Source organism: Stutzerimonas stutzeri (assembly GCF_013522825.1).
GTDB lineage: Bacteria > Pseudomonadota > Gammaproteobacteria > Pseudomonadales > Pseudomonadaceae > Stutzerimonas > Stutzerimonas stutzeri_AK.
This window is the reverse complement of record NZ_JAAMQZ010000004.1, coordinates 21,171-44,498: the sequence shown is the minus strand read 5'-3', so window position 1 is coordinate 44,498 and position 23,328 is coordinate 21,171. Positions and strand designations below refer to the sequence as shown.

The following is a 23,328-nucleotide window of genomic DNA, read 5'->3' as shown; positions in this document are numbered from 1 at the left end:
GATAGCGGTTCATCTAACAAAGAACTCTGTTTGCGATGACCGCACTGACGCCCCTGTTCACCCCTCACTGGCACGCCGAGCTGGAACTCGGTTATGCGCGTTTCGGTGAATCGACGCGCCCGGTACAGCGGCGGCACAGCGGCCCCCTGCGGGTGCAGAAGCATCTGTATGCCGAAGGGCCTGAAGTCTGCCAGCACATCATCGTGCATCCACCCGGCGGGATTGCCGGCGGGGATCGTCTGGATATCAGCGCGCAGGTAGGCGCCAACGCCTGGGCGCAGCTGACCAGCCCCGGCGCGGCCAAATGGTACCGCGCCGCTGGCCCGGCGTTTCAGCAGGTGCGGCTGCATGTCGAAGCCGGCGCCACGCTGGAATGGTTGCCCCAGGAAAGCATCGTCTACTCCGCTGCGCAGGCCGAACTCACTACCGCCATCGAACTGGAAGCTGACGCCCGGCTGTTCTACTGGGACATGGTCGCGCTGGGCCGCCCGGCGGCGAACGAACGCTTCGACGCCGGATATTTTCAGGCGCGACTGGATATCCGCCGTGACGGCGAGCTGCTCTGGCACGAATGCCAGCGGATAACAGGCGACGACGGCCTGCTGGATTCACCGATTGGTCTCGATGGCCAACCCGTATTCGCCACGCTGATCGCCAGCGGCGAGATCGATGGCGAGCTGCTGGAACGCTGCCGAACACTGCCGAGCCGGGTTCGCGGCGATCTGAGTCAGTTGCCGGGGCTGATCATCGGGCGCTGCCTGGCCAGCGAAGCCCTGCATGCGCGTGCCTGGCTGATCGAGCTGTGGCGCCTGCTGCGCCCGGCACTGCTGGGACGCAAGGCCGTGCCGCCACGGATCTGGAATACCTGACACCCTGGTGGGCAAGGCTTCGCCGTTGCCGACCCTACGAATGGAGCAAGCGATGGACCTCACACCCAGAGAGAAGGACAAGCTGCTGATCTTCACCGCAGGCCTGGTCGCCGAGCGCCGTATGGCACGTGGCCTGAAACTCAACCATCCCGAGGCTGTGGCCTATATCTCGGCGGCGCTGCTCGAAGGCGCCCGCGATGGCCAGACCGTCGCCGAGCTGATGCACTACGGGACCACCCTGCTCAGCCGCGAACAGGTTATGCAGGGCGTACCGGAGATGATTCCGGAAATCCAGGTGGAAGCGACCTTTCCTGACGGCACCAAACTGGTCACCGTTCATCAACCAATTCCCTGAAAACGGGTCGATGTCTACTGCGCCCTATCGCCAACCGCATTGAAGGATTTGACCGTGCAGCTACGTGACGCCCTGGACACCGACCTTGAAGGCATCCTGCTGATCTACAACGACGCGGTGCAGAACAGCACCGCAATCTGGAACGACCGGCTTGTCGATCTCGACGAACGCCGCGCCTGGCTGGCCGAACGCCGCGCACAGGGCTACCCGGTACTGGTTGCCGTCGATGAGCGGCAACAAGTGATCGGCTACGCCTCCTTCGCACCCTGGCGCCCGCACGACGGCTTTCGCCATACGGTGGAAAATTCCGTCTATGTGCGCCCCGGCCAGCGCGGCAGCGGCGTCGGACGCAGCCTGATGGAAGCCCTGATCGAGCGCGCCCGGCGGTTGGACAAACATGTGATGGTCGCGGCAATCGAGAGCGAAAACCGCGCTTCGGTGCATATGCATCAGCAGCTCGGCTTCATTCACGTGGGGCAGATGCGCCAGGTCGGCTGCAAATTCGGTCGCTGGCTGGACCTGACCCTCATGCAACTGAACCTGAACAGGACGTCCGCCCCATGATCCCCGGCGAATACCAGATCCAGGATGGCGAGATCGAACTCAATGCCGGGCGCCGCAGCCTGAGCCTGACCGTGGCCAACAGTGGCGACCGGCCCATCCAGGTCGGTTCGCACTACCACTTCTTCGAGGCCAACGATGCGCTGGCCTTCGACCGTGCCGCCGCGCGAGGCATGCGCCTGAACATCCCCGCCGGCACCGCAGTGCGCTTCGAACCGGGCCAGAGCCGCGAGGTGGAGCTGGTCGAGCTGGCCGGAGAGCGCCGGGTGTTCGGCTTCGCCGGGCGGGTGATGGGAAATATCTGAAAAGACGACAAGAGCGGCTGGAGGCTAGAAGCTGGACGGATGATCTGCTTTTTCGTCCAGCCTCCAGCCTTTAGCCTCCAGCGAATTGGAAGGAACTCAAAGCATGAAGATTTCCCGTCTGGCCTACGCCGACATGTTCGGCCCCACCGTTGGCGACAAGGTGCGCCTGGCCGACACCGAGCTGTGGATCGAGGTCGAAAAGGACTTCACCACCTATGGCGAGGAAGTGAAGTTCGGTGGCGGCAAGGTGATCCGCGACGGCATGGGGCAGAGTCAGCTGTGCGCAACCGAGGTGGTCGATACGCTGATCACCAATGCGCTGATCATCGATCACTGGGGCATCGTCAAGGCCGACGTGGGCCTCAAGGACGGGCGCATCGCCGCCATCGGCAAGGCCGGCAACCCGGACATTCAACCAGACGTGACCATCGCCATCGGCGCGGCGACAGAAGTCATCGCGGGTGAAGGCATGATCCTCACCGCCGGCGGCATCGATTCGCACATCCACTTCATCTGCCCGCAGCAGATCGAAGAAGCCCTGATGAGTGGCACCACCACCCTGATTGGCGGCGGCACCGGGCCTGCCACCGGCACCTGTGCCACCACCGTGACGCCCGGCCCGTGGCACATGGCGCGGATGCTCCTGGCTGCCGAAGCCTTTGCGATGAACATCGGTTTCACCGGCAAGGGCAATGTCTCGCTGCCCGAGCCGCTGATCGAACAGGTGAAAGCCGGCGCCATCGGACTCAAGCTGCACGAAGACTGGGGCACCACCCCGGCCGCCATCGACAATTGCCTGTCAGTCGCGGACCAGTACGACGTGCAGGTGGCGATCCACACCGACACCTTGAACGAATCCGGCTTCGTCGAAACCACCCTCGGCGCATTCAAGGGCCGCACCATCCACACCTACCACACCGAGGGCGCCGGCGGCGGCCACGCACCGGACATCATCAGGGCCTGCGGCTTGCCCAACGTGCTGCCCAGCTCGACCAACCCGACCCGGCCCTTTACCCGCAACACCATCGACGAGCATCTGGACATGCTCATGGTCTGCCACCATCTGGACCCGAGCATCGCCGAGGACGTGGCCTTCGCCGAGAGCCGCATCCGCCGCGAAACCATCGCCGCCGAGGACATCCTGCACGACCTCGGCGCCTTCTCCATGATCAGTTCCGACAGCCAGGCCATGGGCCGCGTCGGCGAGGTGATCATCCGCACCTGGCAGACCGCCGACAAGATGAAGAAACAGCGCGGCGCTTTACCCGGTGACGGGCCGGGCAATGACAATTTCCGCGTCAAACGCTACATCGCGAAATACACCATCAACCCGGCGATCACCCACGGCATCAGCCACGAAGTGGGTTCCATCGAAGTCGGCAAGTGGGCCGACCTGGTGCTCTGGCGCCCGGCCTTCTTCGGCGTCAAGCCCACGCTGATCCTCAAGGGCGGCGTCATCGCCGCCAGTTTGATGGGTGATGCCAACGCCTCGATTCCGACTCCGCAGCCGGTGCACTACCGACCGATGTTCGGCAGCTACGGCGGCTCGCTGCATGCGTCGAGCTTCACCTTCATCAGCCAGGCGGCATTCGACGCCGGCGTGCCCGGGCAGCTCGGCCTGAAGAAGAAGATCGGCGTGGTGAAGGGCTGTCGTTCGGTGCAGAAGAAAGACCTGATCCACAACGACTACACCCCGGACATCGAGGTCGATCCGCAGAATTATCAGGTCAGGGCAGACGGCCAGTTGCTCTGGTGCGAGCCGGTCGAGGTGCTGCCGATGGCGCAGCGCTATTTTCTCTTCTGAAGGGCTGCTTCGCAGGAACCGTACCGCACGGTACGGCGGTCGTATCTCGGAAACGCTCCTTGAGCGTGGCGTATTCGTCCAGATACGCAGGACCCCATCGCTGCGCTTTCAATGCCCACGGCAGACAGCAAAAGATATCAGCGCAGCTGGCTATCCTTGCTGCCGCGGCGGTTATAGCCGCTGAACTGTGCGTCCTGCTTATCCTGCTCGGCCTGGCACACCACGCAGAGCCGTACGCCCGGCACCGCCTGGCGCCGCGCCTCGGGAATCTTCGCATCGCATTCCTCGCAGTGCGTCAGGCTTTCGCCCTGCCCCAGCCTGCTGCGGGCACGCTGCACCGCATCATCGATGGTGCTGTCGATCTGTTCCTGCACCGCACCTTCCTTCGCCCAACCAGTCGCCATTGCAACCTCCTGCCTGCTCGGGCAGCCCATGGGTATTCAAGACATTGGAACCGCGGGGCGACAGGCCGTTCAGTGCCGGGCACGTCGCCAGCCGCTGCGTTGAAGATACTCACAACCTGCACATGGCGGGAAGCATTGCACCAAAGTGAGGCGCAGAGCCGTTCTGCGCACCACGACGAAACGGGCCGATCCCCCTTTCAAGGCACATCCGCCTGAGAAACCCGCGCGACGCTTCCGCCCTCAAGGTTGGCAAGGGCCTTGCTCTGCTTGTTCCATCACACAAGCGGAACTGCCCATGCTGGTCATTCATCAACGTATCACCGCGCAGGCCACCGGCGACGCCGAGCTGGAACTGACCTGCGAGGCGCGCAGCAAATCGCGGTTGCGCTGTTTCTCCACGGCTGGCGAAGAGGTTGGCCTGTTTCTCGAACGCGGCCAGCCGCCGCTGCAGGATGGCGAAGCCTTGCTGGCCCAGGACGGTCGCATCGTTATCGTGCGCGCCCGCGCCGAAAAGTTGCTTCACGTGACCTGCGCCAACAGCTTCGAGCTGACGCGGGCGGCCTACCATCTGGGCAATCGCCATGTGGCCCTGCAGGTGGGCGATGGCTGGCTGCGCCTGCTCGACGACTACGTACTCAAGGACATGCTGCTGCAACTCGGCGCGCGGGTCGAAGCCATCGAAGCCCCCTTTCAGCCGGAGCATGGCGCCTACGGCGGCGGCCATCATCACTCCCATGCCGGCGAAGCCGAGTTCAGCTATGCGCCACGCCTGCATCAGTTCGGTGCGCGCAGGTGAATCACACGGCGTTCGCATTGCTGCGGCTGGCCAGCCCGCAACTGCCCATCGGCGGCTACAGCTATTCCCAGGGCCTGGAAATGGCGGTGGAACAGGGCCTCGTGCAGGACGAGACCAGTGCCGGAAACTGGCTCGCCGACCAGATGCTGCTGAACCTGGCGCGTTTCGAGATGCCGTTGCTGCTGGCCCATTGCGAGGCAGCCGCCGCCGAAAACTGGGCCGAACTGGAGCGTCTGGCCGCCCGCCATCGCGCCAGCCGCGAAACCCGGGAATTGCGCCAGGAAAGCCGGCAGATGGGCTACTCGCTCAAGCAACTGCTGAGCAATCTGCCGGAACTGGACGAGCCTGCCCGCACCCTGTTTGCACGCATTGAAGAACCCGGCCTCGCCCTGGGCTGGGCGCTGGCCGCACGCGCCTGGGGCATCTCGCCCGAAGATGCGCTCACGGCCTGGCTCTGGGGCTGGCTGGAGAACCAGCTGGCGGTGCTGATGAAGACCCTGCCGCTGGGCCAGCAGGCCGCACAGCGCCTGACGTCCGGGCTTTTGTCGACACTGCGGCAAGCCCAGCACACCGCGACCGAGATTGCCCCCGAACACTGGGGCAGCGCTTCCTTCGGCCTGATGCTGGCCAGCATGGCCCATGAGCGCCAGTACAGCCGCCTGTTCCGTTCATAAGCGAGGCAGACAGCGCCTCGAACGCGACCCACGCATCCGCTCCCATTACAGAGGACCTCACCATGAACACCCAACCCCTGCGTGTCGGCATCGGCGGCCCGGTCGGCTCCGGCAAGACCGCGCTGACCCTCGCCCTGTGCCTGGCATTGCGCGAGCGCTACAACCTGGCCGTGGTCACCAACGACATCTACACCCAAGAAGACGCCCAGTTTCTGGTGCGCAACGAAGCCCTGGCACCCGAGCGCATCATCGGCGTGGAAACCGGTGGCTGCCCGCACACGGCAATCCGCGAAGACGCCTCGATCAATCTGGAGGCCGTGGAGCAGCTCAATCGGCGCTTTCCGGGGCTGGACCTGATCATCGTCGAATCCGGCGGCGACAACCTCTCGGCCACCTTCAGCCCGGAACTGTCCGACCTGACCCTCTACGTCATCGACGTTTCTGCCGGCGACAAGCTGCCGCGCAAGGGCGGGCCGGGCATCTGCAAATCCGATCTGCTGGTGATCAATAAGATCGACCTGGCGCCGATGGTCGGGGCCTCGCTGGAGGTCATGGACCGCGACACCCGCAAGATGCGCGGCGACAAGCCCTTCGTGTTCAGCAACCAGAAGGTTGGCCAGGGCCTCGACGAGATCATCGCCTTTATCGAAAAACAGGGAATGCTCCGCGCAGCCTGACACCCCAATCCAAACCAAGGAGATCCATCGATGAAGCTTCGCCTGCCCCTCGCCATGAGCGCCCTGCTACTGACTCCGGCCCTGGCCTTTGCCCATCCGGGACACGACCATTCAGGCCTGATATCCGGCATTGCCCACCCGATTCTGGGCCTCGATCATCTGCTGGCCATGCTCGCCGTCGGCCTGTGGGCCTCTCAACAGCAGGGCAATGCGCGCCTGGCGCTGCCGTTGAGCTTCGTTGTCACCATGCTTATCGGCGGCCTGCTGGGTTTCGCCGGCATTCAGCTGCCATTGATGGAAACAGGCATCGCCGGTTCAGTCCTTGCGCTCGGCCTGCTGGTGGCGCTGGCGGTGCGCCCGGCATTGCCGCTGGCAGCCGGCCTGACCGCATTGTTCGCGCTCGGTCACGGCATGGCCCACGGTCTGGAACTGCCGGAACTGGCCAGCCCCTGGGCTTATGCCGCCGGATTCATCGCCGCCACGACCGCCCTGCATGCCGCCGGCTATGTCGCTGCCCGCAGCCTGCCGGACGCTGCCGCACCCCTGGTGCGCATCGCCGGGATCGCCTCGGCACTGGCCGGCGCCTGGCTGCTGGCGGGCTGAGCGAAGCGGCATCCGCTCTCGCACCATGAACGTGCAGCACCCTGCCACAGCCTTTCACACCGCCCCGTTTTCGCTCTGCAGCAACGCGCCGCCCCTCGCGGCGCAGACCCGAAAAAAGCCCGCAAAGCCCTGCCACACAAGGCTTTCAGGAAATTGGCACGGATGCTGCCATTGCTCCTTGCGTCCCGATGGACCCAACCCACAGTTACGCATGGACAGCCAAGGAGCCGCCCACCATGAAACGCCGTCCTCTACTGAAGTCCACCCTCGCCGCCAGCGCGCTGATGCTGTCCGGCCTGTTCCCCTTCACCCTGCAGGCCGCCGAAACCATCAAGGTCGGCATCCTGCATTCGCTGTCCGGCACCATGGCCATTTCGGAAACCTCCCTGAAAGACATGGCGCTGATGGCCATCGACGAGATCAACGCCAAGGGTGGCGTGCTCGGCAAGCAGCTGGAGCCGGTGGTGGTCGATCCCGCCTCGAACTGGCCGCTGTTCGCCGAGCGTGGCCGTCAGCTGCTGACCCAGGACAAGGTCGCGGTGACCTTCGGCTGCTGGACCTCCGTTTCGCGCAAATCCGTGCTGCCGGTCTACGAAGAACTGAACGGCCTGCTGTTCTACCCGGTGCAGTACGAAGGCGAGGAGCTGTCGCCCAACGTCTTCTACACCGGCGCCGCGCCGAACCAACAGGCCATCCCCGCCGTGGAATACCTGATGAGCGAGGACGGCGGCAGCGCCGAGCGCTTCTTCCTGCTGGGCACCGATTACGTCTATCCGCGCACCACCAACAAGATTCTGCGCGCCTTCCTGATCAGCAAGGGCGTGCCGGAAGCGAACATCGAAGAGGTCTACACCCCCTTTGGCCACAGCGATTACCAGACCATCGTCGCCAACATCAAGAAGTTCTCCGCTGGCGGCAAGACAGCGGTGGTGTCGACCATCAACGGCGACTCCAACGTGCCCTTCTACAAGGAACTGGCCAACCAGGGCCTGGAAGCCACCGACGTGCCGGTGGTCGCCTTCTCGGTCGGCGAAGAGGAGCTGCGCGGCATCGACACCAAACCGCTGGTCGGTCATCTGGCCGCCTGGAACTACTTCCAGTCGGTGGAGAATCCGGTCAACGAGCAGTTCGTCGCCAAGTGGAAGGCCTACGCCAAGGACAAGGGCCTGCCGGGCGCCGACAAGGCGGTAACCAACGACCCGATGGAAGCCACCTATGTCGGCATCCACATGTGGGCGCAGGCGGTCGAGAAGGCCGGCAGCACCGACGTCGGCAAGGTGCGCGATGCCCTGGCCGGGCAGACCTTCGCAGCGCCGAGCGGCTACACCCTGACCATGGACAAGACCAACCACCACCTGCAAAAGCCGGTGATGATCGGCGAGGTACAGGAAGACGGCCAGTTCTCGGTGGTCTGGGAGACCGAAAGCCCGGTCCGCGCCCAGCCGTGGAGTCCGTATATCCCGGGTAACGACAAGAAGCCGGATTACGCGGTGAAGTCGAACTGACAGCGATCGTTGCGGTGGATGGATGAAGCGCCATCCACCCTACATTCGCTCGGCTTTCGTAGGGTGGATCGGAACGCGGAGTCGACGCTTTTCTCATCCACCTGTCGGTCGCCACAGGCGCCATCAAGAGAGCACGCGGCCTCCCCTGGGAAATACACAGATGAACACTGCCCTGCACCGATTATTGCTGTTGCTCCTGCTCGCGCTGCCCTGGGCAGCCCAGGCCGGAGACGCAGCCGATTACGCCAAGGCCAGCCCGGCCAAACAGGCAAAACTGCTGGAAACCTGGGCCGCCGCTCCCGCCCCCGAGCGGCTGACGCTGATCGAAGCGCTGCGCGCCAACCGCGTGGTTATCGACGCCGACAACGTCCCCTTCATCGAAGAGAGCACTGGCTTTCGCGCCCTGCAAGGCGACGCCGAACCCGTCGGCACGCTGAAGAAGCTGCGCCTGAACAATCGCCTGCGCGGCCTGCTGAATACCGCGCTGGCCAGCCACCAGCTGTTCGCCGAAGATCCGGCGCAACGCCTGAGCGCCGCCAAACGCCTGCAGCGCAGCGCCACACCGGACCAGCTGAGGCTGCTGGAAGAGCGCCTTGAAGCTGAAGAAGATCCGGCAGTGAGCGAAGCCCTGACCCTGGCACTGGCCAATCTGCAACTGACCGCGACCGACCCGGCGATCCGTCTGGCCGCCGTGCGCCTGCTCGGAGAAACCGGTGCGCCGCTGGCGCGGGTACGCCTGGAAAACCTGCTGGCCGACGCAGCGGAAACCGACGCCGAGGTGCTCAAAGCCGCGGAGGCCAGCCTGGTTCAGGTCAAGCGCAAGCTGCTGATCGGCGAACTGCTCGGTCAGGCCTTCAGTGGCCTGTCGCTGGGTTCGATCCTGCTGCTCGCCGCCCTAGGCCTGGCCATCACCTTCGGCCTGCTGGGTGTGATCAACATGGCCCACGGCGAGATGCTGATGCTCGGCGCCTACACCACCTACATGGTGCAGGTGCTGATGGCGCGGCTCGCCCCGGAAGCGCTGGCGTTCTACCCGCTGGTGGCGCTGCCGGTGGCCTTTTTCGTCACCGCCGCGATCGGCATGGCGCTGGAGCGCACGGTGATTCGCCATCTCTATGGCCGCCCGCTGGAAACCCTGCTGGCGACCTGGGGCATCAGCCTGATCCTGATCCAGCTGGTGCGGGTGGTGTTCGGCGCGCAGAACGTCGAAGTCGCCAACCCCGCCTGGCTGTCCGGCGGGCTGCAGGTGCTGCCGAACCTGGTGCTGCCCTACAACCGCATGGTGATCATCGGCTTCGCACTGTTCGTGGTGCTGCTGACCTGGCTGCTGCTGAACAGGACCCGCCTGGGCCTGAACGTGCGCGCAGTCACCCAGAACCGCAACATGGCCGCCTGCTGCGGCGTGCCGACCGGGCGCATCGACATGATGGCGTTCGGACTGGGTTCGGGGATCGCCGGGCTGGGCGGCGTGGCGTTGAGCCAGATCGGCAACGTCGGCCCGGACCTTGGCCAGGGCTACATCATCGACTCCTTCCTGGTGGTGGTGCTCGGCGGCGTCGGCCAACTGGCCGGCAGCATCTTCGCCGCGTTTGGCTTAGGCATCGCCAACAAGATCCTCGAACCGCAGATCGGCGCCGTGCTGGGCAAGATCCTCATCCTCGCGCTGATCATCCTCTTCATCCAGAAACGTCCGCAGGGACTGTTCGCCCTCAAGGGGAGGGTCATCGATTGAACCAGCCACTCACGATCACTGCCGCGCAGAAAGCCGGCCCGACACTCACCGCCGCCGCCCTCGGCACGGTGCTCGCCATCCTGATCGCCATGCCGCTGCTGCACCTGCTGCCGGCTGACCACGCGTTCCATGTCTCGGCCTACACCCTGACGCTGGTCGGCAAGATCCTCTGCTACGCCATCGTCGCCCTGGCGCTGGATCTGGTCTGGGGCTACGCCGGGCTGCTGTCGCTGGGCCACGGCCTGTTCTTCGCCCTCGGCGGCTATGCCATGGGCATGTACCTGATGCGCCAGAGCGCGGGTGATGGTCTACCGGCATTCATGAGCTTCCTCGCCTGGAACGAGCTGCCCTGGTACTGGTACGGCACCTCCAGTTTTCTCTGGGCCATGTGCCTGGTGGTGCTGGTGCCGGGCGTGCTGGCCTTCGTGTTCGGTTACTTCGCCTTCCGCTCGCGGATCAAGGGTGTGTATTTCTCGATCATGACCCAGGCGCTGACCTTCGCCGGCATGCTGCTGTTCTTTCGCAACGAAACCGGCTTCGGCGGCAACAACGGCTTCACCGATTTCAGGACCATCCTCGGCTTCTCGATCTCGGCGCCCGCCACCCGCGCCACGCTGTTCCTGGCCACCGTCACCCTGCTCGTCGGCAGCCTGTACCTCGGCTGGCGGCTGGCGCGCAGCAAATTCGGCCGGGTGCTGACGGCGCTGCGCGATGCGGAAAATCGCCTGATGTTCTGCGGCTACGACCCGCGCAGCTACAAGTTGTTTATCTGGGTATTGAGCGCAGTGTTGTGCGGCCTGGCCGGCGCGCTCTACGTGCCGCAGGTCGGGATCATCAACCCCAGCGAGATGGCACCGACGCAATCCATCGAGGCCGCCGTCTGGGTCGCCCTGGGCGGGCGCGGCACGCTGATCGGGCCGCTGCTGGGCGCCGGTCTGGTCAACGGCATGAAGAGCTGGTTCACCGTGGCCTTCCCCGAATACTGGCTGTTCGCCCTCGGCGCACTGTTCATCATCGTCACCCTGTACCTGCCCAAGGGCGTGATCGGGCTGCTGCGCAAGGAGAAAGAACAATGAACGCTACCACTTGCCAGGCCGAGCTGTCGCCGGACAAAGGCCAGCTGATCGGCAAGACCGTCAATGTCCGCCACGGCACCATCCTCACCCTGGAGGAGATCAACGTCAGCTTCGATGGCTTCAGGGCGCTAACCGATCTCAACCTGTACATCGGCATCGGCGAACTGCGTTGCATCATCGGTCCCAACGGCGCCGGCAAGACCACCCTGATGGACGTGATCACCGGCAAGACCCGCCCCGACACTGGCAAGGCCTGGTTTGGCGAGCAGTTCGACCTGACCCGCATGAGCGAAGCCGAGATCGCCCAGGCCGGCATTGGCCGCAAGTTCCAGAAACCCACGGTATTCGAGGCGCTTTCGGTGTTCGAGAACCTTGAGCTGACCCAGAAAACCGACAAATCGGTGTGGGCCAGCCTGAAAGCGAAGCTCTCCGGCGAGCAAAAGGACCGCATCGACGAAGTGCTGGCCACCATCCGCCTGGAGGGTGCGCGGCGCCGCCCTGCCGGGCTGCTCTCGCACGGCCAGAAACAGTTCCTGGAGATCGGCATGCTGCTGATGCAGCAGCCGCACCTGCTGCTGCTCGACGAGCCGGTGGCCGGCATGACCGATGCCGAAACCGAATTCACCGCCACGCTGTTCAAATCGCTGGCGCGCAAGCACTCGCTGATCGTGGTCGAGCACGATATGGGCTTCGTCGGCTCCATCGCCGATCACGTCACCGTGCTGCACCAGGGCCAGGTGCTGGCCGAAGGGTCGCTGGAAAAGGTCCAGGCGGACGAGCGGGTGATCGAGGTGTATCTGGGGCGTTAAAAACCGGAAAAAGCGCTGGAGGCTGAACGGAAAAGCTGCTTTTCGTTCAGCCTCCAGCCTCAAGCCTTCAGTGGCTTATAAGGATTCAAAGCATGCTCAATGTCGAAAATCTGCATCAATACTACAGCGGCAGCCACATCCTGCGCGGCCTGTCGTTCGAGGCCAGGATCGGCGAAGTCACCTGCCTGCTCGGGCGCAACGGGGTTGGCAAGACCACGCTGCTCAAGTGCCTGATGGGCCTGATTCCGGCCAGGGAAGGCTCGGTGAACTGGGAAGGCAAGCCGATCACCGGACTGAAACCGCACCAGCGGGTGCAGGCCGGCATCGCCTACGTGCCCCAGGGAAGGGAAATATTCCCGCGTCTGGCCGTGGAGGAAAACCTGCTGATGGGTCTGTCGCGGTTCAGCGCCAGGGAGGCCAGGGAAGTACCGGAATTCATCTACGAACTCTTTCCAGTGCTATACGAAATGAAACACCGCCGTGGTGGCGATCTCTCCGGTGGCCAGCAACAGCAACTGGCCATTGGCCGGGCGCTGGCCAGCAAGCCGCGCCTGCTGATCCTCGACGAACCCACCGAAGGCATCCAGCCCTCGGTGATCAAGGAAATCGGCGTGGTGATCAAAAAGCTCGCAGCCCGCGGCGACATGAGCATCCTGCTGGTCGAGCAGTTCTACGACTTCGCCGCAGAACTGGCCGACCAGTACCTGGTGATGAGCCGCGGCGAGATCGTCCAGCAGGGCCGGGGCGAAACCATGGAAGCCGACGGCGTGCGAGGGCTGGTGGCAATCTGAGACAGCGCGGTCGAGCCAGGCGGCGCCGCGCGCTGTCAGACCAGGTGGTGCTTACGGAAGACCGGCCCGTCATGGCCGGCCAGGCCCTGCGAGGGCCTGAATGTCCGGCAGGCAAGATCCCACCAGACGGAATGGCACATGACGCAGTCCCCGCTGAAAACTGGCCCTCTCGCCGAAACCTGGTTCGCCCGCCATGGCTGGCAACCCTTTGCGTTCCAGCGGGACGTCTGGCAAGCCGTGCAGAACGGCGAGTCCGGTCTGCTCCACGCCACCACCGGCTCGGGCAAGACCTATGCCGTCTGGCTCGGCGCGCTCGATCGTTTCGCTTTAGTAGGGGCGGGCTTGCCCGAGCAGAAGCCACAGGTACCTGTCAAACCATCGGACAAACCCGCCCCACTCAGCGTCCTCTGGATCACGCCCATGCGCGCCCTGGCCGCCGATACCGCGCGAGCCTTGCAAGCGCCACTGGACGATCTCGGCATCGCCTGGAGCGTCGGCCTGCGCACCGGCGACACCGGCAGTGCCGAACGCGCACGCCAGAGCCGACGCCTGCCCAGCGCGCTGATCACCACGCCGGAAAGCCTGACGCTGCTGCTGACCCGCGCCGATGCCCGCCAGGCCTTCGGCAGCCTGCGCATGCTGGTGGTGGACGAGTGGCACGAGCTGCTGGGCAACAAGCGTGGCGTGCAACTGCAACTGGCGCTCGCGCGGCTGCGCCGCTGGATACCGGAGCTGATCGTCTGGGGCCTGTCCGCCACCCTGGGCAACCAGCCCCACGCGCTCGACGTATTGCTGCACCCAGGACAGGGGCGGTTGATCCAGGGGCGCATCGACAAGGCGCTCAAGGTCGACTCCCTGCTGCCTCCCAGCCTCGAACGCTTTCCCTGGGCCGGGCACCTGGGCCTGCGCATGCTGCCGCAGGTGGTCGAGGAGATCGAATCGGCCGCCACCTCACTGGTGTTCACCAACACCCGCTCGCAGTCGGAACTCTGGTATCAGGCGATTCTCGATGCACGCCCGGATTGGGCCGGGCTGATCGCTCTGCACCACGGCTCGCTGGCCCGCGAGGTGCGCGACTGGGTCGAGCTGGGCCTGAAACAGGGTGCGCTGAAGGCCGTGGTCTGCACGTCCAGCCTGGACCTGGGGGTGGATTTCCTGCCGGTCGAACGCGTGCTGCAGATCGGCTCGCCCAAGGGCGTCGCCCGCTTGATGCAGCGCGCCGGGCGTTCCGGTCACGCGCCGGGGCGTACTTCGCGGGTGACGCTGGTGCCCACCCACAGCCTGGAAGTGATCGAAGCCGCCGCGGCGCAGGTGGCGGTAGCCGAACGCCGGATCGAGGCCCGCAGCGCCCCGCAAAGGCCGCTGGATGTGCTGGTGCAGCATCTGGTCAGCATGGCTCTGGGTGGCGGTTTCCGCCCCGAAGAACTCTTCGCCGAAGTGCGCCAGGCCTGGTCCTATCGCCAGCTGGACGACGACCAGTGGCAATGGGCGCTGGCGTTCGTGCGCCACGGCGGCCATTCGCTGACAGCCTACCCGGATTATCAACGCGTCGAGCCGGACGAAAGCGGCCTGTGGAAAGTGCCGAGCAAACGCGTGGCGCTGCGCCATCGCATGAGCATCGGCACCATCGTCAGCGATGCCAGCCTGACGGTGAAATTCTGGGCCCGAGGCGGCACCGGGCGTTCGTTGGGCTCCGTCGAGGAAGGTTTCATCGCGCGCCTGCGGCCGGGTGACAACTTCCTCTTCGCCGGACGCCTGCTGGAGCTGGTGCGGGTGGAGAACATGACCGTCTACGTCAACCGCGCCAGCGGCAAGAAGGCGGCTGTGCCGCGTTGGAACGGCGGGCGCATGCCGCTTTCCAGCGAACTGGCCGATGCCGTGGTGGAGCAACTGGGCGCCGCCGCGCGGGGACGCTTCGACAGCCAGGAGATGCGCCTGGTACAACCGCTGTTGCAGGTGCAGATGAACTGGTCGGCGCTGCCCAGCGAGACCACGCTGCTGGCCGAGGTGCTGAAATCCCGCGAGGGCTGGCACCTGTTCCTCTACCCCTTCGCCGGTCGCCACGTGCACCTCGGCCTGGCCAGCCTGCTCGCCTGGCGCATGGGCCAGCGTCAGCCGCTGACCTTTTCCATCGCGGTGAACGACTATGGCCTGGAACTGCTCTCGGCCACCGAAGTGGACTGGTTGCAGGGGCTGACCCCGGCGCTGTTCGACACAGGCAACCTGCTGCACGACGTGCTGGCCAGCCTCAATGCCGGCGAGCTGGCGCGCCGGCGCTTTCGCGAGATCGCGCGCATCGCCGGGCTGGTCTTTTCCGGTTATCCCGGTGCGCAGAAGAGCGCGCGACAGTTGCAGGCTTCCAGCGGGCTGTTCTTCGACGTGTTCCGCCAGTACGACCCGGCCAACCTGCTGCTGACCCAGGCCGAGGAAGAAGTGCTGCGCCAGGAGCTGGATGTGGAGCGGCTGGAACAGACCCTGACGCGCCTGCAGCAGCGCCGGCTGGACGTGCATCAGGTCAAACGCACCACCCCGCTGGCCTTCCCGCTGATGGTCGAGCGTTTTCGCGAAAGCCTGACTTCGGAAAAGCTGGCCGACCGCATCCGGCGCATGGTCGCCGAGCTGGACAAGGCCGCCGGCCCCGGTGGCTATCAGCCCGAACGGAACGCCGCCATCGCCGTCGAAAAGGAGACCGGCCCGAAACGCAAACCCCGCACGCGCAAGGACGGCACACCGAGACCGCGAAGATGAACGACCGTAGGGCCGAACCTGTTCGGCCTGGCACAACCGCTGGCCGAATAAATTCGGCTCTACAGCCTCTCGCAACGATCGACCGAACGGGTTCGACCCGATAGGCGACGAAAACGGCCCGCTACGGGACAACGATGAACCCCTACCTCCCCATCGAACTGGAACAGACCGAGCTCTGGCTACTCGCCGACAAGGCCGTCTACTGGCCGGGCGAACGTGCGCTGTTGATCGCCGACATTCACTTCGGCAAGGCCGCCGCCTATCGCCGGCTCGGCCAGCCGGTGCCCCAAGGCACCACCCAGGCCAACCTGCAACGCCTCGACGCACTGCTGGCGCAGTACCCCAGCCGCCGGTTGATATTCCTCGGTGACTTCCTGCACGCCCCCGAATCCCGCACGCCGGCGACGCACGCACAATTGCTCGCCTGGCGCCAACGGCATCCGTGGCTGGAAATCACCCTGATACGCGGCAACCATGACCGCCGCGCGGGCGATCCACCCAAGGAACTGGACATCGGCGTCGTGCCCGAACCGCTGCTGCTCGGCCCCTTCGCCCTGCAGCACGAACCCGAGCCGCATCCCAGCCACCACGTGTTGGCCGGCCATCTGCATCCTGCCTTTCGCCTGCAGGGGCGCGGTCGGCAAAGCCTGCGTCTGCCATGCTTCTGCATCGGCGAGCGAATCAGCCTGTTGCCCGCCTTCGGCGCCTTCACCGGCATGCTGGAAGTCGGCGCCGAAGACGCTCAGCGCATCTATGTGGTGGGCGAGGACAGCGTCTGGAGAGTGCGCTAGGGTTCGTTCCCGTTTCGTCGCGAGTCGCGCCTCAGGCCTGGGAAATCCCCGTGATGGTGATGCCGTAGCGCTCGGCCAGGCGGGTGGCCGGCGTGTCCTCCAGGTCCGGGTCATGTTCGTGATCCAGATCCCCTTCGCCAAATTCGCGCCGGGCCATCTGGGTGACCCGTTCGACCGCCTCGTCGATATCCGGCTGGTGATCGGACTCGGTTTTCAGGGTCTCGGTATTGCCGTCCTTGTTATAAGCGATGATCCAGGTGGTCATGGGCAGCCCCTCTCTAAATAGCGCCTTCGGCCGGAAAAGCCCGCCGACATCGACGTCCATCCGTTAGAGGCCCGCGCGCCTCTTTCAGTTCGGCGGTTCGGATTACTTCGGCCTTCCGTCGAGCCGAATGAACAGGGCCTGTGGGGCTGGGTCATTGATAGACACCCCACCGAGAGGAGCGAGGCCATGAGCGAACCCCGCCTTAGAGCCTCTGCCGAGGTCAGCGAAAAACAACTGGTGGCCCTGCTGCGTGCCCATGCAATCGCGCTTCCGTCGATCGACGACCCGCATTTTGCCGACCCTTTCGAGCGCTTCGCCGATGCCCGCGTGGTGCTGATCGGTGAGGCCAGCCATGGCACCTCGGAGTTCTATCGCGCCCGCGCCGCCATCACCCGGCGCCTGATCGAGCGCCACGGCTTCAACATCGTCGCCGCCGAAGCGGACTGGCCGGACGCCGCACAGATCGACCGCCACGTGCGCCAGCGCCAGCCCGCCACCTGGGTCGAGGATTCCTTCAAGCGCTTCCCCGCCTGGATGTGGCGCAACCGCGAGGTGGCGGACTTCACCCGCTGGTTGCGCCGGCACAACGATGCGCTGCCGACCGAGCGGCGTGTGGAGTTTCGCGGGCTGGACGTCTACAGCCTGGGCGCCTCGATACGCGAGGTGCTGAGCTATCTCGACCAGGTCGACCCGGCTGCGGCCAGCGCCGCCCGCCGACGCTACGGCTGTCTGAGCCCCTGGCACGAAGAACCGGCAGGCTATGGCCACAACGTGATGCTCGGCCAGCCATCCTGCGAGCAGGCGGTGACCGAGCAGCTCAGCGCACTGCTGGCACAGCGCCTGGAATACATGGGCCGCGACGACGGTGACTTCTTCGATGCCGAGCGCAACGCCCGGGTGGTGATGGCCGCCGAGCACTATTACCGCGCCATGTATCGCGGCTCCACCGAGTCCTGGAACCTGCGCGACCGGCACATGTTCGACACCTTGCGCGCGCTGCTGGAGCATCGCGGCGCGGACGCCCGTGCGGTGGTCTGGGCGCACAACTCGCACATCGGCAATGCCGCCGCGACATCCATGGGCTGGGGCGGCGAGTTCAACATCGGCGAGCTCTGTCGCACCGCCTTCGGCCGTGAGGCGGTGCTGATCGGCATGGCCACGGACCGCGGCGAAGTCGCCGCCGCAGACAACTGGGACGAGCCCATGCAGCTCAAGCAGGTGCGCCCGTCCCGACCGGACAGCTGGGAACAGCTGTTCCTGCAGGCCGGCCATCCCGCCTCGCTGACCGAGTGGCGCGGCGACAACCATCGCGAGCTGCGCCAGGCACTGACGCGGCCACGCCTGGAACGGGCGATCGGCGTCATCTACCGGCCCCAGACCGAACGCCAGAGCCACTACTTCCAGGCGATCCTGGCCGAGCAGTTCGACGCGCTGCTCTGGCTGGAACAGACCACGGCAGTTACGCCCATCGGCCCGCGCCGTATCGACGAAACCACCGTGCCCGACACCTACCCGTTCGGAGAATGAGCCATGCGCATGTTCGTTCCTGAATCGAGCCTGTTCCGCGACCGTGTCCACGCCGGTCAGGAACTGGCCGAAGCCCTCCTCCACCTGGCGAGCGAACAGCCGCTGGTGCTCGCCCTGCCGCGCGGCGGCGTGCCGGTCGCCTTCGAGGTAGCCAGCCTGCTCAAGGCGCCGCTGGATCTGGTGCTGGTGCGCAAGATCGGCGCGCCGGGCAATGAGGAACTGGCGCTGGGCGCGGTAATCGACGGCGCCGATCCGCAATGGGTGGTCAACCAGGCGCTGCTGCAGCAGATAAACCCGCCGCCGAGCTGGTTCGAGGAAGAGATGCAGCGCCAGCTGACCGAGCTGGAGCGGCGGCGCCAGCATTATTGCGGCGATCGTCCGGCACCTTCGGTGGCAGGCCGCTGCGTGATCGTCATCGATGACGGCATCGCCACTGGCGCGACCGTGCGGGCAGCGCTCAAGGGCCTGCGCCAGGCCGGCCCACGGCGAATGGTGCTGGCAACCCCCGTGGGTCCACGTGACGTCATCGAAGTGCTGCAAGGTGAAGTGGATGAGCTGATCTGCCTGGCCATGCCCGAGCCCTTCATCGGCGTCGGCCGGCATTACGCCAATTTCGACCAGACCCGCGACGAGGAAGTGACCGAACTGCTGCGGCAGGCCGAGGGCCTGGCAGCGAATACCGCGGCGGACTAGGGCTGCGTGGGCTGAACCTGTCCGCCCTTGGGCAACGGCTGGCCGAATGAATTCGGCCCTACGGGTGGAGCTTGCCAAACCGTAGGGCCGAACTCGTTCGGCCTGATGCGATGCCTAAGGTGCCTGGTGTCCTTCTCAGGCCACCGGTGCGGGTGGCGGCTGATCCGGCACCGTTGGCACACCCGGCTCGGTGGGCAGGTCCGGTACACCGGGCTCTTCCGGATCGCCCGGTACACCGCCGGCTTGCAGGTCGAGCCTGTCGAATACGTAATGACGGATGGATTCGTTACCCATAGCGTGAGTCTCCACTGCGGCAATCGGACGATCCGATCGAGTCTATGGGTAGAGGGCTGAGGGCCGCTTTCTATCCCTCCTTCCGTCGGCGACTCACCACATCAGATCGTCGGGAATCTGATAGGCGGCGTAGGGGTCGTCGGCATCCGGCGCTTCGGTCTGCACGTTGAGCTGCACGATCCGGCGCGGGTCGCGCTCCTGGATCTTCAAGGCGGCCTCGCGCGGAATCACCTCGTAACCACCGCCGTGACGGACGATCGCCAGCGAGCCGCTGGAGAGCTTGTCGCGCATCAGCTTGTTCACCGACAGGCGCTTGACCTTCTTGTCGTCGACGAAGTTGTAGTAATCCTCGGTAGTCAGCTTGGGCAGGCGGCTGGTTTCGATCAGCTGCTTGATCTGTGCGGTACGCGCCTTCTGCTCGGCCTTTTGCTGCTGCTGGCGGTTGAGCTCCTGATCGCGCGCCTGCTTCTCGGCCTGCGCCTTGAGCGCCGCCTCGCGCTGCGAGTCATCTTTCTCGGCTTGGCCTTTGTGCACCAGACGCTGCTGTTTCTTTTGCTGCTTGCCGGCCTGTTTGACCTGCTTCTCATTGACCAGCCCGGCTTTGAGCAGCTGATCGCGAAGGGAAAGACTCATGTTTCGGCTCGTCTGTCGTGAATTCAAATTAAGCGAAGGGTCGATTGTCGTGGATGTGCGAAGCAACATCCACCAGTTACCTGCGGCCCCCGTGGCTGCTGGACCTGCGTAGGGCCTAACTTGTTCGACCTTTGGGGCACCGTGGCCGAATGAATTCGGCCCTACAGGCATGAAGGGATTGTGGTGGATGTGAAAAGCGACATCCACCCTACGGAGCGTCCAGCTGCTTCTTGGCCTGCTCCCACAGCTCATCCAGCTCAGCCAGGTTGCAGCTGTCGAGGGGCCGCCCCGCTTCCCGCAAGGCCTGCTCGATATAACGGAAGCGCCGCTCGAACTTGCGGTTGGCCGCGCGCAGGGCATTTTCCGGGTCCACCTTCAGGTGCCGCGCCAGGTTGACGGTGACGAACAGCAGATCGCCGATCTCCTCGGCCATGGCCTCGGCGTCGTTCTCGCTCATGGCCACGAGCACTTCATCCAGTTCCTCGCGCACCTTATCGACCACCGGCAGTGCGTCCGGCCAGTCGAAACCGACCTGGGCCGTGCGTTTCTGCAGCTTGGCGGCGCGGCTCAATGCCGGCAGCGCGCCGGGAACGTCATCGAGCAGGGACAACTGCTCGGGCGCGGCGGATTTCTCGGCGCGTTCCTCGGCCTTGATCTCTTCCCAGCGCTGCTTGATGGCCGCCTCGTCGAGGCGCGGCAGATCGAACGAGCCGTACAGGTCGCCGTCGGGAAAGACATGCGGATGACGCCGGACCAGCTTGCGGGTGATCGCATCGACCACGGTGGCGAAATCGAAACGCCCCTCTTCCTGGCCCAGCTGGCTGTAGTAGACGACCTGGAACAGCAGATCGCCCAGCTCGCCCGGCAGGTGCTCGAAATCACCGCTTTCGATGGCATCGGCCACCTCGTAGGCCTCTTCCAGCGTATGCGGGACGATGCTGGCGTAATCCTGCTGCAGATCCCAGGGACAGCCATGCTGCGGATCGCGCAGCCGGGCCATCAGGTGCAAGAGATCGTTGAGTTGGTACATGGGAATTCTCGGCTGGAGGCTGGAGGCTGGAGGCTGGAGGCTGGAGGCTGGAGGCTGGAGGCTGGAGGCTGAACGTCGCGCTTTATCGTCCAGCTTTCAAGCCTCCAGCGCTTTTATCGTCTTCACCTACGAGGCCCTTTGCCGCTTGGCCTCGATAATATTGGGCAACTGCGATATCCGCCCCAGCAAGCGGCCCAGAGCGTTCAGGCCAGGGATCTCGATGGTCAGCTGCATCTGCGCGGTGCTGTCTTCCTTGTTGGAGCGGGTGTTCATCGACAGTACGTTGATCCGTTCGTTGAGCAGCATCTGCGAAATGTCACGCAGCAGGCCGGAGCGGTCGTAGGCACGGATGATGATATCCACCGGATAGGTTTTCTCCGGGATCGGTCCCCAGCTGACCTGAATGATCCGCTCCGGCTCGCGGCCAGCCAGTTGCAGTACCGAGGCGCAATCCTGACGGTGGATGCTGACGCCACGCCCAACGGTGATGTAACCGACGATGGGATCGCCCGGCAGCGGCTGGCAGCAGCCGGCCATCTGCGTCAGCAGGTTGCCGACGCCCTGGATCTGCACGTCGCCACGCTTGCCCGGCTTGTGAGGCGCCGAGCGCCGGGGAATCAGCTCAAGCTGGTCATAGCCGCGCTCCGGCTCCACCAGTTGCTGCGCCAGGTTGACCAGATGGGCCAGGCGCAGGTCGCCGGCGCCCAGCGCGGCGTACATGTCTTCGGCAATCTTCAGGTTGGCCTTTTCCGCCAGCTTGTCGAAATCCACCGGCGGCAAATCCAGGCGACCCAGTTCACGTTCGAGCATTGCCTTGCCGGCGGCGACGTTCTGGTCGCGCGCCTGCAACTTGAACCAGTGGACGATCTTCGCCCGCGAGCGCGAGCTGGTGATGTAGCCCAGGTTGGGGTTCAGCCAGTCGCGGCTCGGCGAGCCCTGCTTGCTGGTGATGATCTCCACTTGCTCGCCGGTCTGCAGGCTGTAGTTGAGCGGCACGATGCGCCCGTTGACCTTGGCGCCACGGCAGTTGTGGCCGATCTCGGTGTGCACGCGGTAGGCAAAGTCCAGCGGCGTGGCGCCCTTGGGCAGATCGATGGCGTGGCCGTCGGGGGTGAAGACATAGACCCGGTCAGGCTCGATATCGACCCGCAGCTGCTCGGCCAGGCCACCGATATCGCCCAGTTCCTCGTGCCATTCGAGCACCTGGCGCAACCAGGCGATCTTTTCCTCGTAGTGATCAGAACCGGAATTGACGTCGGTGCCCTTGTAGCGCCAGTGGGCGCATACGCCCAGCTCGGCCTCCTCGTGCATGGCCTTGGTACGGATCTGCACTTCCAGCACCTTGCCTTCCGGGCCAAGCACGGCGGTGTGCAGCGAGCGGTAGCCGTTCTCCTTGGGGTTGGCGATGTAGTCGTCGAATTCCTTGGGAATGTGCCGCCACAGGGTGTGCACGATACCCAGCGCGGTGTAGCAGTCGCGCACTTCGGGCACCAGCACGCGCACCGCGCGAACGTCGTAGATCTGGCTGAATTGCAGGCCTTTCTTCTGCATTTTCCGCCAGATGGAATAGATATGTTTGGCACGGCCATCTATATCGGGTTCGATGCCCGCCGCGGTCAGTTCGTCGCGCAGTTGCTGTACCACGCTTTCGATGTATTGCTCGCGATCCAGGCGCCGCTCGTGCAGCAGTTGGGCGATCTGCTTGTACTGCTCCGGCTCCAGGTAGCGAAAGGATAGGTCCTCCAGCTCCCACTTGATATGGCCGATACCCAGGCGATGGGCCAGCGGCGCGTAGATATCGAACACCTCACGGGCGACACGGTGGCGCTTGTCGTCATCGGCATTCTTCACCGCGCGGATGGCGCAGGTGCGCTCGGCCAGCTTGATCAGCGCGACGCGCACGTCATCGACCATGGCCACCAGCATCTTGCGCAGGTTTTCCACTTGGGTCTGGGTGCCGAGCACCAGGGATTCGCGGGGGTTGAGACTGGTGCTGATCGCCGCCATGCGCAGCACGCCGGCAATGAGCTTGGCGACCACCGGCCCGAATTGCCGGTGGACATCGGCCAGCTGGATCTTGCCCTCGCGCACGCCGCGATAGATCACGGCGGCGACCAGGCTTTCCTGATCGAGCTTGAGGTCGGCGAGAATCTCGGCAATCTCAAGCCCCGTCTGATAACTGGACGTGCCTTCGCTCCACAGGTTCTGTGCCGCGTTGGCCTGCTGCTCGGCCTCGCGGGCATACTCGCAGGCTTTCCTCAGTGTGTCGCGGTCGAGCGCCGGGACCATGTCCAGCACATGATCGAGCCAGCCTTCGAGATTGATGCTGCCGTCGGTATTGATCGGCTGAAGTGCTCTGACCTGAACCATCTGTTTACCTTCCCTC

General features: G+C 64.8%; 24 protein-coding genes. 18 read left to right on the top strand and 6 right to left on the bottom strand.

The window, feature by feature from the left end:
* Window positions 1-35: 35 nt before the first annotated feature.
* The 5 genes from G7020_RS03955 to ureC all read left to right on the top strand — a co-directional run bounded on the left by G7020_RS03955 (window position 36) and on the right by ureC (window position 3,894).
* Window positions 36-869: an urease accessory protein UreD gene (locus tag G7020_RS03955; RefSeq protein WP_181082638.1), complete on the top strand. Its 834-nt coding sequence runs from the start codon at window positions 36-38 to the stop codon at window positions 867-869.
* Between the two features lie 52 nt (window positions 870-921).
* Window positions 922-1,224, top strand: a complete 303-nt coding sequence (locus G7020_RS03950; RefSeq protein ID WP_181082637.1) for an urease subunit gamma — start codon at window positions 922-924, stop codon at window positions 1,222-1,224.
* Between the two features lie 54 nt (window positions 1,225-1,278).
* Entirely contained in the window at window positions 1,279-1,788 is a 510-nt protein-coding gene (locus G7020_RS03945; RefSeq protein ID WP_336509700.1) for an N-acetyltransferase family protein, read from the top strand.
* Window positions 1,785-2,090, top strand: coding sequence for an urease subunit beta (locus tag G7020_RS03940; protein ID WP_181082635.1), 306 nt, complete (start codon window positions 1,785-1,787; stop codon window positions 2,088-2,090). The genes G7020_RS03945 and G7020_RS03940 overlap by 4 nt, the downstream gene beginning before the upstream one ends.
* A gap of 103 nt (window positions 2,091-2,193) precedes the next feature.
* Window positions 2,194-3,894: an urease subunit alpha gene (gene ureC / locus G7020_RS03935; protein WP_181082634.1), complete on the top strand. Its 1,701-nt coding sequence runs from the start codon at window positions 2,194-2,196 to the stop codon at window positions 3,892-3,894.
* Window positions 3,895-4,031: 137 nt separating this feature from the next.
* Here ureC and G7020_RS03930 read toward each other — a convergent pair whose 3' ends face one another.
* Window positions 4,032-4,298, bottom strand: coding sequence for a DksA/TraR family C4-type zinc finger protein (locus G7020_RS03930; RefSeq protein ID WP_181082633.1), 267 nt, complete (start codon window positions 4,296-4,298; stop codon window positions 4,032-4,034).
* 295 nt (window positions 4,299-4,593) lie between these two features.
* Here G7020_RS03930 and ureE point away from each other — a divergent pair, with 295 nt between their 5' ends.
* The 11 genes from ureE (at window position 4,594) to pdeM (ending at window position 16,500) form a co-directional block, all read left to right on the top strand.
* The gene (gene ureE / locus G7020_RS03925; protein ID WP_181082632.1) at window positions 4,594-5,094 is read left to right on the top strand and encodes an urease accessory protein UreE; all 501 of its coding nucleotides are present in this window, start codon (window positions 4,594-4,596) and stop codon (window positions 5,092-5,094) included.
* A complete protein-coding gene (locus G7020_RS03920) occupies window positions 5,091-5,768 on the top strand; it encodes an urease accessory UreF family protein (RefSeq protein WP_181082631.1) in 678 nt (225 codons plus the stop codon). The genes ureE and G7020_RS03920 overlap by 4 nt, the downstream gene beginning before the upstream one ends.
* Window positions 5,769-5,830: 62 nt before the next feature.
* Window positions 5,831-6,445 (top strand): urease accessory protein UreG, encoded by a 615-nt coding sequence (gene ureG, locus G7020_RS03915; protein WP_181082630.1) that lies wholly within the window; start codon window positions 5,831-5,833, stop codon window positions 6,443-6,445.
* A 30-nt stretch (window positions 6,446-6,475) separates the two neighbouring features.
* Window positions 6,476-7,048, top strand: coding sequence for a HupE/UreJ family protein (locus tag G7020_RS03910; protein ID WP_181082629.1), 573 nt, complete (start codon window positions 6,476-6,478; stop codon window positions 7,046-7,048).
* Window positions 7,049-7,284: 236 nt separating this feature from the next.
* The gene (gene urtA / locus G7020_RS03905; RefSeq protein WP_181082628.1) at window positions 7,285-8,553 is read left to right on the top strand and encodes an urea ABC transporter substrate-binding protein; all 1,269 of its coding nucleotides are present in this window, start codon (window positions 7,285-7,287) and stop codon (window positions 8,551-8,553) included.
* A 160-nt stretch (window positions 8,554-8,713) separates the two neighbouring features.
* On the top strand, window positions 8,714-10,285 hold the full coding sequence (gene urtB / locus G7020_RS03900; RefSeq protein WP_181082627.1) for an urea ABC transporter permease subunit UrtB: 1,572 nt from the start codon (window positions 8,714-8,716) through the stop codon (window positions 10,283-10,285).
* Entirely contained in the window at window positions 10,282-11,361 is a 1,080-nt protein-coding gene (urtC, locus tag G7020_RS03895; protein ID WP_181082626.1) for an urea ABC transporter permease subunit UrtC, read from the top strand. Before urtB ends, urtC begins: the two co-directional genes overlap by 4 nt.
* The gene (urtD, locus tag G7020_RS03890; RefSeq protein WP_181082625.1) at window positions 11,358-12,170 is read left to right on the top strand and encodes an urea ABC transporter ATP-binding protein UrtD; all 813 of its coding nucleotides are present in this window, start codon (window positions 11,358-11,360) and stop codon (window positions 12,168-12,170) included. Before urtC ends, urtD begins: the two co-directional genes overlap by 4 nt.
* A gap of 92 nt (window positions 12,171-12,262) precedes the next feature.
* Window positions 12,263-12,961, top strand: coding sequence for an urea ABC transporter ATP-binding subunit UrtE (gene urtE / locus G7020_RS03885; RefSeq protein ID WP_181082624.1), 699 nt, complete (start codon window positions 12,263-12,265; stop codon window positions 12,959-12,961).
* 138 nt (window positions 12,962-13,099) lie between these two features.
* Window positions 13,100-15,709: a ligase-associated DNA damage response DEXH box helicase gene (locus tag G7020_RS03880; protein WP_181082623.1), complete on the top strand. Its 2,610-nt coding sequence runs from the start codon at window positions 13,100-13,102 to the stop codon at window positions 15,707-15,709.
* Between the two features lie 134 nt (window positions 15,710-15,843).
* A complete protein-coding gene (gene pdeM, locus G7020_RS03875; RefSeq protein WP_181082622.1) occupies window positions 15,844-16,500 on the top strand; it encodes a ligase-associated DNA damage response endonuclease PdeM in 657 nt (218 codons plus the stop codon).
* A 31-nt stretch (window positions 16,501-16,531) separates the two neighbouring features.
* Here the strand turns inward: pdeM and G7020_RS03870 are convergent, their stop codons facing one another.
* Entirely contained in the window at window positions 16,532-16,765 is a 234-nt protein-coding gene (locus tag G7020_RS03870; protein ID WP_181082621.1) for a hypothetical protein, read from the bottom strand.
* Window positions 16,766-16,951: 186 nt separating this feature from the next.
* Here G7020_RS03870 and G7020_RS03865 point away from each other — a divergent pair, with 186 nt between their 5' ends.
* A complete protein-coding gene (locus tag G7020_RS03865) occupies window positions 16,952-18,292 on the top strand; it encodes an erythromycin esterase family protein (RefSeq protein ID WP_181082620.1) in 1,341 nt (446 codons plus the stop codon).
* A 3-nt stretch (window positions 18,293-18,295) separates the two neighbouring features.
* Window positions 18,296-18,985, top strand: a complete 690-nt coding sequence (locus G7020_RS03860) for a phosphoribosyltransferase (RefSeq protein WP_181082619.1) — start codon at window positions 18,296-18,298, stop codon at window positions 18,983-18,985.
* 135 nt (window positions 18,986-19,120) lie between these two features.
* Here the strand turns inward: G7020_RS03860 and G7020_RS03855 are convergent, their stop codons facing one another.
* The 4 genes from G7020_RS03855 to relA all read right to left on the bottom strand — a co-directional run bounded on the left by G7020_RS03855 (window position 19,121) and on the right by relA (window position 23,312).
* A complete protein-coding gene (locus tag G7020_RS03855) occupies window positions 19,121-19,279 on the bottom strand; it encodes a hypothetical protein (protein WP_181082618.1) in 159 nt (52 codons plus the stop codon).
* Between the two features lie 93 nt (window positions 19,280-19,372).
* Window positions 19,373-19,912 (bottom strand): DUF2058 domain-containing protein, encoded by a 540-nt coding sequence (locus G7020_RS03850; RefSeq protein ID WP_181082617.1) that lies wholly within the window; start codon window positions 19,910-19,912, stop codon window positions 19,373-19,375.
* 208 nt (window positions 19,913-20,120) lie between these two features.
* Complete coding sequence (mazG, locus tag G7020_RS03845) at window positions 20,121-20,942, bottom strand: nucleoside triphosphate pyrophosphohydrolase (protein ID WP_181082616.1); 822 nt, start codon at window positions 20,940-20,942, stop codon at window positions 20,121-20,123.
* A 126-nt stretch (window positions 20,943-21,068) separates the two neighbouring features.
* Window positions 21,069-23,312 carry a GTP diphosphokinase gene (gene relA / locus G7020_RS03840; protein WP_181082615.1) on the bottom strand — a complete coding sequence of 748 codons (2,244 nt, stop codon included), beginning with the start codon at window positions 23,310-23,312 and terminating at the stop codon, window positions 21,069-21,071.
* Window positions 23,313-23,328: the final 16 nt, after the last annotated feature.